The following is a 15,916-nucleotide window of genomic DNA, read 5'->3' on the forward strand; positions in this document are numbered from 1 at the left end:
GGATGTCAGGCAGGGGAGGAGGCAACGCGTATGAAGGATTCCGCAGAATACCGGGCGGACAGACGACCGGAAGGCACCTATTCGGCGATGCATTCGGAAAAGGTGGAAGACTACAGCGGAACGGCCGAGCCCTTGCTCCCCGTTCTCGAGGTCTCGGCCACGCAACTTGCACCGGGGCCGCCGCCTTCGAATGTCGGCATCTTCTCTTCCGACAAGGTCAACATCCTCGCCGTTCACTTCAACGCGCCCTCGGTGGGAACAGTGATCATCAAGCCCGAGTGCTTCGGCTTCATGTGGTGGGACGGGCCGGAGGAGTGTCGGATCAACGGCGTCCACACCGAGACGTCTCTGCTCCATACCCAGGGCGAGCAGGACGGCTTTCACGCCGTGGGCGGCAAGCGCCGGACCGCTGGCCTGACGGTGCGCCGCGACGATCTGATCAGCGCGCTTGCCGCTCTGAGAGGGGTTGGCCCGGAGGACGTGCATCTCGGTCGCGCGGCCCTGAGACTGAGCGATGCTGCGGCTCAGCGCTACCGACGCGATATCAAGGCGTTCATGGGGGCCGCCCTCGAAGACGGCGCGCGGACGGGCAACCTTGGCGACGGGCTGTTCGGCGTACTGCTGGAGGCCTATCTTGGCGCGACACCCGAGCAGAATCTCCGCTCGACCAGGCGCCCTGCAGAGCAGATCGTGCGACGCGCAGAGGAGCGCTATTTCGAGGCGGAGGGAGGCCCGGTCTCGCTTGCCGATCTCTGCGCCGCGGCGGGAGTCAGCCAATCGGTGCTCTACCGCGCCTTTCACTCGGTTTGCGATGACGCGCCGCTCGCCTATTTTCACAAGAGGCGCCTGAACGAAGCCCGAAGAGTGCTGATGACATCGGAGCGCTACCGCGGCGCGGTAAAGAACGCTGCGCTTTCCGCCGGGCTGACCGAGATGGGGCGCTTTTCGCTCGAATACCGCAGCCTGTTCGGAAAGTCCCCCTCGGCGACTTTGTCCATGTATGGGAGATAGGGCGGAGAGCGGCGTTATTTTGGAAGAATTCGCATACTGAAATTTTCGGAGACCGTCGCTTTAGCATGTAGCCTACTTAACGTCGGCCGATCGTAGCGCGGTTATGACCTCAGGGTCTTTTCGACCGTTAGGCCAATGCATCGCTTGGCAAGGAAGTTCCGGCCTGTTGGACCATGGATGCGTCACAGCCGGCCGACAGGGTGCGGCAGGAGACTGCATGCTCGGGGCCGAGATCGCGTGACCCGCAAATGTGCGGGCAGGGCGCTGGAACAGGTGAGGGGAGCCGTTCGGGGTCATCATCCAGAGAAATGGGAGGGACTGCGGTGGAGGAGGATGCCACGAACAACGCCATGGAGAACCGGCCATCGGGTCGCGTTGCCACGGTGTTCGCCGAGAGGGTCGTCGATTATCGCGGCATGGCAGAACCTCTGCTCCCTGTTGCGGAGGCGTCCGTCACCCATCTCAAGCCCGGACCGGGACCGTCCCACCTTGCGATCTTCTCCTCGGACAAGGTGTCGGTTCTTGGGGTGAACCATCACACCGCATCGGTCGGCGTTGTCATCGTCAAGCCGGAGTGCTTCGCCTTCATGTGGTGGGACGGCTCGGAAGAATACCGGATCAATGGGACAGCGGCTGAACGGTCGGTGCTCTACGCGCAGGGCAAACAGGATGGGTTCCATGCAGCAGGCGGAGCGCGTCGGACGGGCGGCATCGTTGTGCGCCGTGACCACCTTGTCGCCGCGCTTGCAGCCCTCAGAGGGGTTGGGCCGGAAGATGTGCATCTCGACCCATCTGCGCTTAAGCTGACCGAGGCTGTTGCAACTGGCTACCGCAGGGACTTCTCCGTTCTGATGCGCGCGGCGGCAGGCGCTGGTCCGCCGCTGGCGAGCGGCGCGCGGGACACCGACCTGAGTGACGCGTTCTTCGGCCTCCTGCTCGACGCCTATCTCTTCGCAACGCCTGAAAACACACGACAAGCTCGCCGCGAAGCGCCGGAGCGGATTGTGCGAAAGGCCGAAGAGCGTTTTTTCGAGGCAGAAGCCGGTCCGATTTCTCTGGCGGATATCTGCGCAGCCGCCGAGGTCAGCCAATCCTCGCTCTACCGTGCGTTTCACTCGGTGTGCGGCGAGGCCCCGCTTGCCTACTTCCAGAAGAGGCGCCTGACGGACGCAAGGCGATACCTCGTCGCCACCGAGGCTGCACGCGGCGCCGTACGCAATGCGGCCCTCTCAGTTGGTTTTACGGAAATGGGGCGCTTTTCCGTCGAGTATCGGCGACTATTCGGAGAGTCGCCATCGGCGACCCTCAGGGATGGCTCTCCCTGAAATCGGCCAAAAGGGCTATAGTTGATGGTGCTTACGGGCCGGGATCATCCGCCGGAAGCGCAATTTGAGAATATCTGCATACGAACTCGGTGCCGTATTGAGGCGCCGACCTGATAGAACAGCAGACATGAGGACGCCCCGGCGCTCGAAACGCAGAGCCAGATCGTCCGAGTAAGATTTTAAGACACTGCCAAAACTCCAGAATTACCGGACCGTGAGAGGTCCAGCTCCAGCGCCAATATCAAGGCAATGACGATGCTCGTGGTGATTGTTGAAAGATCTGGACCGGGATGTCGGGAACGCACCCGCTCAGAGACATCAGAGCTTTGTCGAGCACAGCGCGGCGATCGCGCGGTTGATTAGGCGTGGCGGAAATTCAGGAGCTCCGAAACCGACGGAAGGTGAATGAATGCTGCTGCGCAAGACACTTAAACAGCGACGACCACTCCGCGCATCTTTGCGCCCGCGCGATCCCGCCGGAAACAGCCAAACATTGGAGCACGTCTCATGCGCTACACGTCCTTGAAGATCGCCCTTTCTACTGCGATCGCTCTGGCGCTGCCGCAGGTCGCACCCGCGCAGGAAGGCACCTCGACCGCCGACACCTCGCTTGGGCGCGTCAAGGAAATCCAGGAGTATTTCGCCGATCCCGCCAACGCGGTGAGTTTCCAGTTCGCGAGCCCGGAAACGCACTACATCTGGCAGCATGTGTCGCAGATTTTTCCGACCGCGCGCTTCACCCGCTCGGGCATGCCGACGGTGCTGGAGACCGCGACAGACGAGGCGATCGGCGACATCTCCTTTACGGGCAAGGAGGGCGCGGTTCGCACCGTAGCAGAGCATTTCGAGGCAATGCCGATGGATGCGATGCTCGTGATGAAGGACGGCAAGATCATCTACGAGCGCTACAAGACCATGTCGCCGGACATGTCCCACATCACCTTCTCGGCGAGCAAGGTCTTTAGTTCCACCATCCTTGCGCTGCTCGAGGAAGAGGGCAAGGTCGACCTGTCGAAGCCGGTGACCGAATATGTCGATCAGCTGAAGGGCTCGGTCTGGGACTCGGTCACCCTGCGCGAGGTCGCCGATATGCAGACCGGCCTCAACGGCACCGAGCATGACGAGCCGAACCCGGACAGCCGGACCAATCCCCAGCAGATCTGGTACCGCTGGGCGGCCACGCTCGGTATCTTCCCGAACCAGGGCGAGAGCGACACTTTCGCCGTGCTGCGCGCGATGGAGCGCAGCAAACCCGGCGGCGAGGTCTTCGAGTACAACTCGATCAACACCTGGCTGCTGGCGCGCGTCGCTGAGGCGGTCGAGGACCGGCCCTTCGCCGAGATCTTCACCGACCGGGTCTGGAGCAAGATCGGCGCCGACCACGACGGCGATTTCATTATGTCGCCCAACGGCTTCGCATTGGCCTTCGGCATGACCAGCATCACTCTGCGCGACTTTGCCCGCTTCGGCGCGATGTTCACGCCAAGCGCCGAGACGGTCACCGGCTCCAAGGTGATCAGCGACGCGGTGCTCGAACGCATTCAGACCTCGGGCAATCCAGACGCCTATCCCGACGGCTACGTGGGCCACGTGATGTCGCCGAAATTCGCGGATGCCGAAGGTCAGCTCTCGAACGCCTACATGTGGGACGCGATCCTGCCTGATGGGGACATGTTCAAAGGCGGTGTCGGCGGGCAGGGGCTGTACGTCTCGCCGTCCAAAGACTTGGTCGCCGTCTGGTTCACCACCGGCGACGGCTCTGAATGGAACGAGGCGATGGCCCGGGCCATCGCGCTGCACTTCGACTGACCGGAGAGGCTGCGCCGGACCCCGGCCTGTCCCGCGTCTCCGCGGAGGCAGGCCCACCCGGCGCAGCCCCCGCCCCACGGGAGGGGCGCACAAAGCAAACAGGGAGATCAAGATCATGAAGGCCAGAACCCAACGCCGCTACCTCAAGGGCGGAGCCGCCACTGCCCTCGCTCTTGCCGTTGCCGGCAGCGCGGTGACAGCGCAGGAGGGTTCCGCGCCCATCCTGATCACCAACGCCCAGATCTTCAATGGCACGTCGCCTGATCTCTCCGGCCCGATGAGCGTGCTGATCGAAGGCAATACGATCAGCACCATCGCGGCAGAGATCACCGCGCCCGAAGGGGCCACCGTGATTGACGCAGGCGGCGACACGCTGATGCCGGGCCTGACGGACTGCCACTGGCACACGATGCAGGCCAACACGACCAATGCGCTCTTCCTGACGCAGGATCTCGACTACATCGCGCTCGAGGCGGCCATCGGCGCTGAAAAGGTGCTGATGCGCGGCTTCACCACCCTGCGCGACATGGGCGGGCCGGTCTTCGGGCTGAAGAAGCTGATCGACGAGGGCACCTATGTGGGGCCGCGCATATATCCGTCGGGCTCCTACATCTCGCAGACCTCCGGACACGCCGATTTCCGGTCGATGCTGGACGTGCCGCGGGACTACGCGCGTGACCTGACCGCGCAGGAGCAGCGCGGCGTGCTCATCATCGCCGACGGCAAGGCGCAGGTCATGCAGCGCGCGCGAGAGAACCTGATGAAGGGCGCCGTGCAACTCAAGGCCATGGCGGGCGGGGGCGTGGCCTCGCCGTCGGACCCGCTGGACGTGGCGCAGTTCACGCAGGAAGAGCTGCACGCCATCGTCGAGGTGGCCGAGAACTGGAACACCTACGTCTCCGTCCATGCCTATTCGGCCAAGGCGATGCAGCATGCGCTGGCGGCGGGCGTCAAAAGCATCGAGCACGGGCTGATGATGGACGAGGAAACCGCGCAGATGGTCAAGGAGGCTGACGCCTGGGTCTGCATGCAGCCGATCCTTGATGACGAAGATGCGATCCCGTTCCCCGAAGGCTCCTTCGAGGGGGTCAAGTTCCATCAGCTCGTGTCAGGCACGCCGATCGCCTACGAGCTGGCGAAGAAATACGACCTGAAGATCGGCTTCGGCACCGACACGCAGAACGATCCGCCCCTGCAGGCGCGTCAGGGGGCGCAGCTTGCGAAGCTGACCCAGTGGTTCGAGCCTTGGGAGGTGCTGCGCATGGCCACCAGCCAGAACTACGAGTTGTTCAAGATGGTCGGTCCCCGCGATCCCTATCCCGGCAAGAACGGCGTGATCGAAGAGGGCGCGCTGGCCGACATGCTGCTGGTGGACGGCAATCCGCTCGAAGACATCAACCTGATCGCCGATCCCGAGACCAACTTCGTGGTGATCATGAAGGACGGCGTCATCTACAAGAACACGCTTGAGAATTGAGGAGGATTGACCAATGAAACGCTACGCTCCCAATAAGGCCGCCGAAGCCACCGCACTCCCGGACGGCGTGGACTTTGCAGCACCGGCCGGCACCACCCGGCGCGAGTTCATCGAGGCGTTCACCGCCATGGGCGGGGCCGCGGCGATGGCCCTCGGGCCCAGCAAGGCCTCGGCGGCAGACATTCCGGCCACGAACGCGTCGGTCAGCATGCCGGAGTTCGAGATCAAGGACTACTCGGATATTCCGCAGCGCTCTCATGTCTATCCCGCCTCTTCCGAGGCGGAGGCGATCGTGCAGAGCTCAAAAACCATGGACACGCTTTTCTCTGCTATCTGGCCTGACCAGTGGTCCGGCCCCGAAGCGCCGGAGTTTGCGGATGAAATGGCGCGGTGCAAGGCGGCCGGCTTCAAGGTGCTGGCGATCTGTCCTTCGGCGGATTCACTGGACGCGTCGATCCGCGGCGTCGCAGGCGCGTTGATCTTCTACCTCAACAAGATCGCCGAGCGACCTGACCTCTACAAGATCGTCCGCAATGCCAGCGACATCGATGCCGCGATCCAAGAGGACAAGCTCGGCATCTACTTCACCCACCAGGGGACCGCGTTGTTCGAGAACGATGTGGACATGGTCGGGCTGTGGCGGCAACTGGGCTACGGTTACTGCCTGCTGGCCTACAACCAGCGCAATTCCGTCGGGGACGGCTGCTTCGAGACCGCCAACGGCGGCCTGACGGCCTATGGCAAGCAGCTGATCGATGCCTACAACCGCCACGGCATGCTGGTGGATGTCAGCCACACCGGCGAACAAACCTCGCTCGACGCCATCGAGCGCAGCAGCCAGCCGGTGATTTCGTCCCATTCCGGTGCGCTGGCCATCGCGGACTATCAGCGCAGCATCTCCGACGCGGTGATCAAGGCCGTCGCGGAGAGTGGCGGCGTCTGCAGCCTGAACCTGGTCGGGGCCTTTCTCGACAAGTCCAACCCGGACATTCTCACCGCCGACGCCGTCTTCCGTCACATCGACTACATGGCCGAACTGGTGGGCATCGATTATGTTGGCTTCGGCTCCGACTACATCCCCAATATCAATTTCACCGCGTCGCTGATCCAGACGCCCATGGGCGCGGCGGTCTTCCCTGACGGGGGGTACAGCGCGGAAATGGGGGCCAAGGGCGTGCCGACGCCGGCCCCGTACCAGATCGCGGCAGCCCTGGTCGATAAGATGCTCGAACACGGCTACTCGGACGAGGATTGCAGCAAGTTCCTGGGCGGCAACATGTACCGCGTGATCGGGGAGGTCTGGCGGTAACGCGCCCCAAAAGTCGAGGCCTGCCCGCGGCCCGATGAAGGCGCGGACGACCTTCCTTGCAAACGCGGCGGTGAAACCGGCCCCCTGCATCCGCGCAGGCTCCGATTTCACCGTCGTCCCGGCGCCCAGTCCAATCTGACGATCAAGACATAGGCGAGCACTCAGATCTCCGGAGACCAAGCCAATGACTGATACCCCCATTTCCCGCCGCGAATTCAATGTCGGCGCAACCGCCACCGTCGCCGCCGCCAGCCTCGCCGGCAAGGCCATGGCCCAGGCCTCGGCCCCCTTCGATCTGGTGATCCTGAACGGCCGGGTCATGGATCCGGAAACCGGTTTCGACGAGGTCGCGAACGTGGGCGTGAAGGACGGGCGGATCACCGCCATCATCGCCGACGCGCTGGAAGGCACCCGTCAGATCGACGCCACCGGTCACGTGGTCGCCCCGGGCTTCATCGACACCCATTTCCACTGGGTCCGACCCATGGGCCACAAGCTGGCGCTGCGCGATGGCCGCACCACGGTGATGGACCTCGAGATGGGCACGCTCGGCACGCTGGTGGGCGACTGGTACGCCATGCGGGAGGGGACCACCCAGATCAACTATGGCTGTGCCTCCTCGCATGAGATGGCCCGCGCCTACGTCCTTGACGGGATCACCACACTCGACTGTCCCGAGGCGCTGAACCACCGCGGGTCTGACAAGACCGGCTGGGCCCTGACCCGACCGGACATCGATCAGGGCAACGAAATCCTGCGCGTCATCGACGAAGGTCTGGCGGCCGGTGCGATCGCGATGGGCTCGACGCTGGGCTACATGCGCGACGGTGCAAGCGCGCGCGAGGTGTTCGAGCTGCAGAAGACCGCCGGGAACTATGGCCGTCCCTCCGCCTTCCACTTCCGCTACACGCCGGGCACCGACACGACGGAATCGAACGGTATCCAGGAGATGCTCGCGAATGCCGCGGCCCTTGGCGCACCCGCCATCGCCTGCCACTTCAACAACCCCGGCTACAACCTTGTCCATGAGCTCCTGACCCGGATGCGCGTGCGCGGGATGAACGTCTGGGGCGAGCTCTACCCTTATGCCGCGGGCTCGACCGCGCTGAACGCTGTCTTCCTGGAACCGGAGGTCTGGGTCGACCAGCTTGGCTACCGCTACGAGGATACGATCCAGGACGTGCTGACCGGAGAGTGGTACACTGCGGAAAGCCGGGCCGAGATGGTCGCGAAGGAACCCGCACGTCTTGTCCTTGTCTACAAGATGCCCCCGGAAGCCATCGTCGATTGGCTGAAGATGCCGGGCGTGGCGATCGCCTCGGACACCGTGCCGATCCTCGGCGATATTCCTTGGGACACGCCCTACGAGGACCTGCCCAACAGCCACCCGCGCGGCGCCGGCAGCTTCGCCAAGGCCCTGCGGCTGGGGCGCGAGAACGGCATTTCGCTGATGCAATCGGTGGCCCAGACCAGCTGGAACTCGGCCCGCCCGTTCAGCGAGATGGGGCTCAGGGCGATGCAGGAACGCGGCCGGATGCAGGAAGGCATGATCGCCGACATCACGGTCTTCGATCCCGAGACGGTCACCGACAACGCGACCTATGAGCAGGGCACGCTGCCCTCGACCGGGATCCCCTATGTCATCGTGAACGGCACGTTGGTGGTGGACGACTCCGAGGTGCTGAAGGACGTAAACCCCGGCCAGCCGATCCGCTTCGAGCCGCAGGAGAGCAAGCTGGAGCCGCTGGAGGTCAGCACCTGGACGCAGACCTTCTACGAAGTGCCGCAGGATTTCGGTGGCGGCGTGCCCGGCACCCAGCCGCAGTACGATCACCGCATCATCAATTGCTGCGACTGACAAACTGACCGAAAGCGGGCGTTTCCGGTTGATCGGTGCCGCTTCATCTATCGCAATGGGGGAGCGCGCCTCGATATGGCGATCGCACGCAGGTGCTCCCCGGACTGCCAGCACGGCACCCCGGTCAGGGCAGTCTCTCAGAAGCATCCTTCGGATGCACCGGCCAAGGAAACCGACTTATGCAGATGATCAAGTTGCCCCTTACCTCCGCACTTGTCCTCGGAACGCTCGCGCTGCCCGCGCTTGCGCAGGACAACCCGCTGCAGAAATACCTCGAAGTGCCGGGGGCCATGACGACGCTGCCCGTCGAAGCCGCGAAGGAGCCCTGGTCCCTGCAGTTCTCGCGGGATGCCCGGGCGGCCTTCGAGAACTTCCACTACCAGATGGGTGGCGACCACGCCCTCTATTACAACCAGAACCTCAGCGAGATGCTCCCCACGGCTTATTCCTCGCCGCATCCCGAGTACATCCCGCTGGAGCGCGCCATCGACGACAGTATCGGCGATGGGGTGCGCTGGACGACCTCCGAAGGTGAGATGCCGCTGTCGGAGTATATCGTGCATCCCAACCACCGGCTGCAGGGCATGATGATGATCCACAAGGGCAAGGTCGTCTACGAGCAGTATCCGGGCATGAACCAGATGGATCGCCACGCCTGGATGTCGCCGGGCAAGGCGACCGTCGGGCTGATCCTCGCGCTGCTCGAGGAGGAGGGGAAACTCGACATGTCGAAGGACGTGGTCGACTACGTCCCGGAACTGGCGGGCTCGAACTGGGACGGCGTCTCGGTCCTCGATGCGGCCAACATGGAGACAGGGCTGGCGCTCGAGGAAACTCTCGACGCCATCATCGACCCTGCCTCGATCATCGTTCGCTTCTTCTCGGCCGAGTTCGGCTCGCCCAACCCGCTGACGGGGGAAATGGAGAACTGGCTCGACATCCTGAAGACAGCCGAGAAGATCGAGGGCGAAGAACCCGGCGAGGTCTTCCGCTACTCCTCGGCGGTGACGCAGGTCAGCGTGCTGCTGGCCGAGAACCTCGATGACAAGAGCTGGGCCGACCTGTTCCAGGAACGGGTCTGGGGCAAGGTCGGCGCGCGCGAGGACATCATGTTCCACCTGATGCCGGATGGCACCGCCGTGACCCATGGGCTGATCTCCACCACGCTGGAGGACTTCGCCCGTTTCGGCCTGATCTTCACCCCCAGCTGGGCCGCCACTGCGCATGAGGACATCGTCTCCGACGCAGCGCTCGAGCGGATGCAGAACACCGGCAACCCGGAAGCCTTCCGGCGCGGGTCGAAGTTCGCAGGTCTGACCGACGAATTCGGCGAAGAGCCGAAGGCGAATTCGATGCAATGGGACGCGGTCTTCGAGGACGGCGCGCTCTACAAGCACGGCAATGTGGGGCAAGGGCTTTACGTCGATCCGGCCCGGGATTTCGTGGGCGTCTACTTCTCGACCAACGGCTACATCCCGCCCTACGGCGAAGACCGGGCCCAGGGCTTCCTGCGGCAGGCCGCGAAGTATCTGAGCGGAGAATAGCACCGGCGCAATGGGCACCGGGGGCTGAATGCGGCCGGACCTGTAAAGACGGAGAGTTATGTCGTGATCTTCATAAGAGAGACGCCAAGATCAATGCCCGACCGGTTCCTGAGGGGGACGTCGCGCATTGGTTTGGCCAGCGCCGCCGCGCTTTTCGGCGTGCTGCTGGGGCTGTCGCAGACACCGGCAGCGGCGCAGGACGGGGCCTATGAGGTGGTCCAATTCGAAGGCACCGTCGTCCCCGCGCGCGAGGCCGACATCACGCCGATCGTCAGCGGGTGGCTTCGGCACATCGCCTTCGTGCCGGGGCAGATCGTTGATGAAGGCGACGTCCTCTTTGAGTTCGCCATGCCCCCCGCGCAATACCGCCTCGACCTGGCAAAGGCGCAGCAAGATGCGGCGCAGGCGCAATTACAGGAGGCCATCGCGGAGGTGAAGCGGGCCGAGCTCCTCAAGGACCGGGATGTCGTCTCGGAGGTCGAGCTGGAGAAGACCATAGCGCTGCGAGATATCGCCGCCGCGAACCTTGCCGCGGCCGAAGCCAATGTCGGACTGGCCGGGCTCGGGGTCATGCAGATGACCCAGAAGGCCCCCTTCGCTGGCATGATGAGCGCGCCGATGGTCCGTGAGAACGGCTGGCAGGACGTCGGTGACGGCGACATCACCATGGCCATCATCACCCAGCTGGACCCGATCCAGGTCGTGGGCGAGGTGCCCTACGATGTCTATGCCGCACGGCAGAAGATGTTCGGCTCGGATCAGGAGCTGATCGACGGCATCGCCTTGTCGCTGATCCTGCCCGGAGGAGAGGTGTACCCCCACGAAGGCAGGCTCGTCTCCGGCGGGTACAAGTTCGAGGCGGAGAGTCAGAAGATGACCGTCTGGGTGGAATTTCCCAACCCGGAGTTGCTTCTGCGCCCGGGGCTCAAGGTGGCCATCCAGTCGAGGGTCAAGCCATGACGCGCCGGGGGCGGCCACTTCAGTCAACACAGGGAGAGACTTCCATGTTCAAGGATTTCCGGTTCACGGCGGCTTTCGCCTTGCTTGCCTTCGCGGGGCCCGGTCTTGCCCAGGTCGGTGCCGAGCCCCCCATCCTCATCACCGGCGCGCGGATCTTCGACGGGGTCGGTCCAGAGCTGATCGAGGGGCAGGATGTGCTGGTGCAGGATGGCATGATCGCGGCTGTGGGGGCGGACCTGTCCGCTCCGGAGGGCGCGGTGGTCATTCACGCGGGCGGCCGGGTGATGACGCCCGGCTTCATCGACGTGCATTACCATCTCAGCCTGTGCAACGTGCCGGTCGCCGACATGGCGGGGTCCAACGCGCCGGATCTCGATTACATCGGGATCAAGGCGGCGCAGGCTGCCGAAGAAGCGTTGATGCGCGGCTACACCAGCCTGCGCGACGTCGGGGGCGCATCCTGGGGCGCCAAGCTGGCCGCCGACCGGGACGAGATTGCCGGGCCCCGAGTGTGGCCGTCGCTGCGCGCAATCTCGCAGTTCGGGGGGCATGGTGATGCCAATCCGCGTTTCATGGATCCGCGTGAATTCGGCGGGCCCGAAAACAACCTCGAACGGCTGGGCTACAGCCGCATCGTTAATGGCCGGGCCGAGGTTCTGACGGCCGTCCGCGAACAGCTCAAGCGCGGGGCCAGCCAGATCAAGATGCATCTCGCGGGCGGTGTCGGGACCGAGTTCGACCCTATCGACGGCCGCCAGTTCACCGCCGACGAGATCCGCGCGGCGGTCGAAGTGGCCGAAGGTTTCGGAACCTATGTCACGGCGCATGTCTACACCGTGGACGGGGTCAAGCAGGCGATCGAAAATGGCGTGAAGGCCATCGAGCACGGCAACCTCATCAATGAGGAGATCGCGCAAATGATGGCCGAAAACGACGTCTGGCTGAGCCCGCAGGTGGTGGTCTACCTCACCTTCTCACCGGACCTTGGCCCGGTCCGTCTCGAAAAGGGCCGAATGGTTTCCGAAGGGCTCGACACGATGTTCGAGCTTGCCAAGAAATACGATCTCAAGATTGCCTTTGGCACCGACGTCGTGGTGAACCCCGAAGCCTGCGCCGACCAGAACCGCGAATTCGTCGAGCGTACGAAATGGTTCACGCCAGCCGAGGTGCTGGCCCAAGCCACCTCGCTCTCTGGAGAGTTGTTGCAGCTTTCGGGCGATCGAAACCCGTATCCCGGGAAGATCGGTGTGATCGAGGCCGGAGCCCACGCCGATCTGCTGCTCATCGACGGCAATCCGCTCGAGGATATCTCGATCCTCAGGGACTATGAGGGATCGCTGGATTTGATCATGAAAGCCGGTAAGATCTACAAGGATGACATGGAGTGAGAGCGTCTCTCCTGTTTGGGCGCGCGCCAGGTTGGCCGGGCACTGAAAGGGCAGTGTCCGCAAGCGGGGGGAGGAAATTGCAATGCTGAGCCTCTGGCTGACCATTCTTCGGCTCGTGAAGGCGATCTTCCGGTCGTGGGAGTTGCCGGAATTCCGCGCCGCTTTCGTCCTGTCTCTCGTCATCCTGATCTCCGGGACGGTGTTTTACCGAAGCGTGGAGGGATGGAGCTGGGTCGATGCGTTCTATTTCAGTGCGACGACGATCTCGACCGTCGGCCTTGGCGACATCGCACCAGCCACGGATTTGGGTAAGATTTTCACAGTTGTCTATATCTTCGTGGGTGTCGGCGTCTTTGTGACGCTCTTTTCCCAACTGGCGCGTGCGCTTCTGCAGAAGGGCAAGGACGAAGAGGGTGACAGTTTGCAGGACTGACCCCGGTCTCAGTTCGGGGCGAAAATCAACACAGACGGTGCCCGTCACTGACTGGCGGTAAGGCGTGCAGGAGCAGTGATATGAAATCGGCACAGGTAATTGCCCCTGACTGGTTCAAGATCATCGTTGGTCTGCCGTTTGTCATCCTGCTGCTCTGGCTGGGGCAGGACCTCTTCAAGCTGCTTGCCGTCGCCTTCCTGATCTTCATTCTCGCGACGGCCTTCACCGACAGGCTCTCCCGGGTCTCTATCGGCGGGCACCGATTTTCCGGATGGCAGGCCCATGCGCTTGCCCTCGCCATCTTCATCTCGGTCATCTGGGTGTTCGCCGCCATTTCCTCGACCGCCGCAGGCGAGATCGTGGAGGCCTTGCCGAGATACCAGGAGCGGCTGGGCGGCATCGCGGTCAAGCTCGAAAGCCTCTTGGGGCCGAGGCTGGTCGAGGCCCTCCATCAGGCGGTCGATGGCTTGCAGGTCGGCGATCTCGTGGTGTTTCTCGCAGGAGGTCTCGTCGGCAGCATCGCGCAGGTCTCGCTGCTTACGATCTACTTCGTGTTTCTCGTTCTTGAGCGGTCCGACTGGCAGAAGAAAGTCGCGATGCTGTCCTCGCCCGACCCGCATGGCGCGGACTTTGCCGTCATCGTCCGGCGGGCGGCGATCGGCATCAAGAACTTCATGTGGGTCAACGCGGTGACCAGCGCCATGAGCGGGGCCGTCGCCTACGTGGTCTTCCGTCTGATCGGTCTCGATTTCGCGTCTTTCCTCGCGATCATGATCTTCTTCGTGGGGTTCATCCCAAACATCGGGGCGTTCATCGGCATCCTGCTGCCGTCGTTCGTGGCTCTGGCACAATTCGACAGCCTGTGGCCGCTGGTGGCGGTGATTGTCATCTATGGCGGCGCCGATCAGGTGATCAGCAACGTGATAACGCCCATGATGCAGGGCAAGTCGCTGAACATGAGCATCTTCATGATCACCGTGTCGCTGGTGTTCTGGTCCCTGCTCTGGGGCGGGCTCGGAGCGTTTCTGGCCGTGCCGCTCACCGTCATCGTCATGGTGGTCGCCTCCGAGGTGCCCAGCCTGCGCTGGCTGGCCGTGCTGCTCTCGAAGGATGGTCAGATCGATTATCTCGAATAGGGTTTCGAAGTGCCCCGATGTTAGCGGCTCCCGACATCGGGCCCATTGCCCTCAGAGGATCGGTCCGATCATCGCCACCGCGTTCTGCCAGAGGCGCCGCGGCAGGGACCAGGAGGCCACTTCTTCGGGCGTGACCACGCGGGTCTCTGCCATGTAGCTGTCCTGTCTCTGGCGGATATCCCTGCAGGTCTGCCTGTCCACCAGAAGGATGTTGTTCTCGTAGTTCAGATCGAAGCTGCGCCGATCCATGTTGGCCGAGCCGATCAGGGCGATCTCGCCATCCACCACGAGTGTCTTGCTGTGCAGCAGACCGGGAAGATACTCCCGGATCTCGACGCCCGATGCGAGCAGGCCCGCATAGTAGCTGCGGCTGGTCGCGCCGACGAAGAGGGAGTCGTTGCGGGCCGGGAAGACCACCGTCACCTTCACGCCCCGATAGGCCGCGGCGCAGAGCGCAGACTGTATCCCCTCGGTGGGGACGTAGTAGGGCGTCGTGACCACCAGTTCCTCGCGGGCGGCATAGATCAGGCTGGTGAACATCTCGGGCATCGCCGAGGCTCGAACGCTCGGACCTGTTGCGACCACCTGCGCGGGCCAGCCGTTCGGGATGGGTGCCATCGCGGGGGCGACAACACCCGACACGTCCTCGTCGACGGCCTCCATCCAGTCGGCGGCAAAGACCCTCTGCGCTTGCTGCACGACGGGGCCTTCGATGCGCAGCATGATATCGACCCAAGGGGCATATTTCGCCTTCTGCACGAAGGCCGGATCGGCGCAGTTCTGGCTGCCGCAGTAGGTCACCCTTCCATCTATGACGACGATCTTGCGGTGGTTCTTGAGATCGATGCGGCCATCGAAAATCCGCAGCAGCGGGTTGCCGACGCGATAGGCCGAGGCCAGATGCACGCCGGCGCTCTTCATCTCGGTCCACAACGCCGACCGGATAAGACGGCGCGATCCGATGTCGTCGGCCATCGCCCGGCACACCACCCCGCGCCGCGCGGCGCGCATGAGCGCCTCCGCGACCTTGCGCCCGTTGCTGTCCGCGACCCAGATGTAGAACATCAGATGCACGTGGTCTGTCGCGGCATCAATGTCGGCGACGATCGCGTCCACCGCCCTATCACTGTCGGCCATGAGCTCGGCACTGTTCCCCGGGCAGGGCTCGAAGCCGCTGATCGAGGCGCCCACGCGGAACAGGGCATCAACCCGCGGCGACGCACCAGCGCCAGCCACCTCTGCAGGGAAGCGCGCGGCATCCGGGAGCAGATCTTCGATCCGCCGGAGCCGTTCGATGCGCCGCCTGCCGATGCTCGTCTCACCGAAGAGCAGATAGGCGAGAACACCTACGACGGGGACCGCCAGCGTGGTCAGCACCCATGCGGCCCGCGCTGCCGGATCCCGATGGGGGCGCAGCAGGATGCGCATCACGCAGGCCAACACGATCGCATAGTGAAGCAGGATCCAGATCATCGGCGGCCCCTCGGCTACGGCTTTGGCCCCGAAGTGTAGCGGCAGGGCCTGCGACGACGCCACGTGGTTCTTGGCTCGTGGCTGAAAAGGATGCCCGCCGAAACTTGGCAAGATCTGCATATCGAAATCCGCCTTTATCGCGAAATCCGCGGTGTAGGCTGCTTGCAGGCGAGGCGCGCAGGGACGCGACGTG

The 15,916-nt window shown here is 63.6% G+C and carries 12 protein-coding genes; 11 read left to right on the forward strand and 1 reads right to left on the reverse strand.

Annotation, left to right across the window (positions count from 1 at the left end; genetic code table 11):
• The first annotated feature begins 30 nt into the window (after positions 1-30).
• The 11 genes from G0A00_RS22285 (at position 31) to G0A00_RS22335 (ending at position 14,250) form a co-directional block, all read left to right on the forward strand.
• A complete protein-coding gene (locus G0A00_RS22285; RefSeq protein ID WP_164184571.1) occupies positions 31-1,011 on the forward strand; it encodes a helix-turn-helix domain-containing protein in 981 nt (326 codons plus the stop codon).
• A 323-nt stretch (positions 1,012-1,334) separates the two neighbouring features.
• Positions 1,335-2,336 (forward strand): helix-turn-helix domain-containing protein, encoded by a 1,002-nt coding sequence (locus G0A00_RS26905; RefSeq protein WP_164184570.1) that lies wholly within the window; start codon positions 1,335-1,337, stop codon positions 2,334-2,336.
• A gap of 507 nt (positions 2,337-2,843) precedes the next feature.
• Positions 2,844-4,145 (forward strand): serine hydrolase, encoded by a 1,302-nt coding sequence (locus tag G0A00_RS22295; protein ID WP_164184569.1) that lies wholly within the window; start codon positions 2,844-2,846, stop codon positions 4,143-4,145.
• 115 nt (positions 4,146-4,260) lie between these two features.
• Positions 4,261-5,622 (forward strand): amidohydrolase family protein, encoded by a 1,362-nt coding sequence (locus G0A00_RS22300; protein WP_164184568.1) that lies wholly within the window; start codon positions 4,261-4,263, stop codon positions 5,620-5,622.
• Positions 5,623-5,635: 13 nt separating this feature from the next.
• Positions 5,636-6,931 carry a dipeptidase gene (locus G0A00_RS22305; RefSeq protein WP_203595479.1) on the forward strand — a complete coding sequence of 432 codons (1,296 nt, stop codon included), beginning with the start codon at positions 5,636-5,638 and terminating at the stop codon, positions 6,929-6,931.
• Between the two features lie 184 nt (positions 6,932-7,115).
• Positions 7,116-8,789, forward strand: coding sequence for an amidohydrolase family protein (locus G0A00_RS22310; protein WP_164184567.1), 1,674 nt, complete (start codon positions 7,116-7,118; stop codon positions 8,787-8,789).
• 185 nt (positions 8,790-8,974) lie between these two features.
• Positions 8,975-10,333, forward strand: coding sequence for a serine hydrolase (locus tag G0A00_RS22315; protein ID WP_203595480.1), 1,359 nt, complete (start codon positions 8,975-8,977; stop codon positions 10,331-10,333).
• 93 nt (positions 10,334-10,426) lie between these two features.
• Positions 10,427-11,293 (forward strand): efflux RND transporter periplasmic adaptor subunit, encoded by an 867-nt coding sequence (locus G0A00_RS22320; protein WP_164184566.1) that lies wholly within the window; start codon positions 10,427-10,429, stop codon positions 11,291-11,293.
• 44 nt (positions 11,294-11,337) lie between these two features.
• Positions 11,338-12,681: an amidohydrolase family protein gene (locus tag G0A00_RS22325; RefSeq protein WP_164184565.1), complete on the forward strand. Its 1,344-nt coding sequence runs from the start codon at positions 11,338-11,340 to the stop codon at positions 12,679-12,681.
• A gap of 82 nt (positions 12,682-12,763) precedes the next feature.
• On the forward strand, positions 12,764-13,114 hold the full coding sequence (locus tag G0A00_RS22330; protein ID WP_164184564.1) for a potassium channel family protein: 351 nt from the start codon (positions 12,764-12,766) through the stop codon (positions 13,112-13,114).
• 80 nt (positions 13,115-13,194) lie between these two features.
• Entirely contained in the window at positions 13,195-14,250 is a 1,056-nt protein-coding gene (locus tag G0A00_RS22335) for an AI-2E family transporter (RefSeq protein WP_164184563.1), read from the forward strand.
• 51 nt (positions 14,251-14,301) lie between these two features.
• Here G0A00_RS22335 and cls read toward each other — a convergent pair whose 3' ends face one another.
• Entirely contained in the window at positions 14,302-15,843 is a 1,542-nt protein-coding gene (gene cls / locus G0A00_RS22340) for a cardiolipin synthase (protein WP_235953277.1), read from the reverse strand.
• Positions 15,844-15,916 lie beyond the last annotated feature (73 nt).

It is taken from the genome of Salipiger sp. PrR002, from assembly GCF_010500775.1.
Classification (GTDB): domain Bacteria; phylum Pseudomonadota; class Alphaproteobacteria; order Rhodobacterales; family Rhodobacteraceae; genus Salipiger.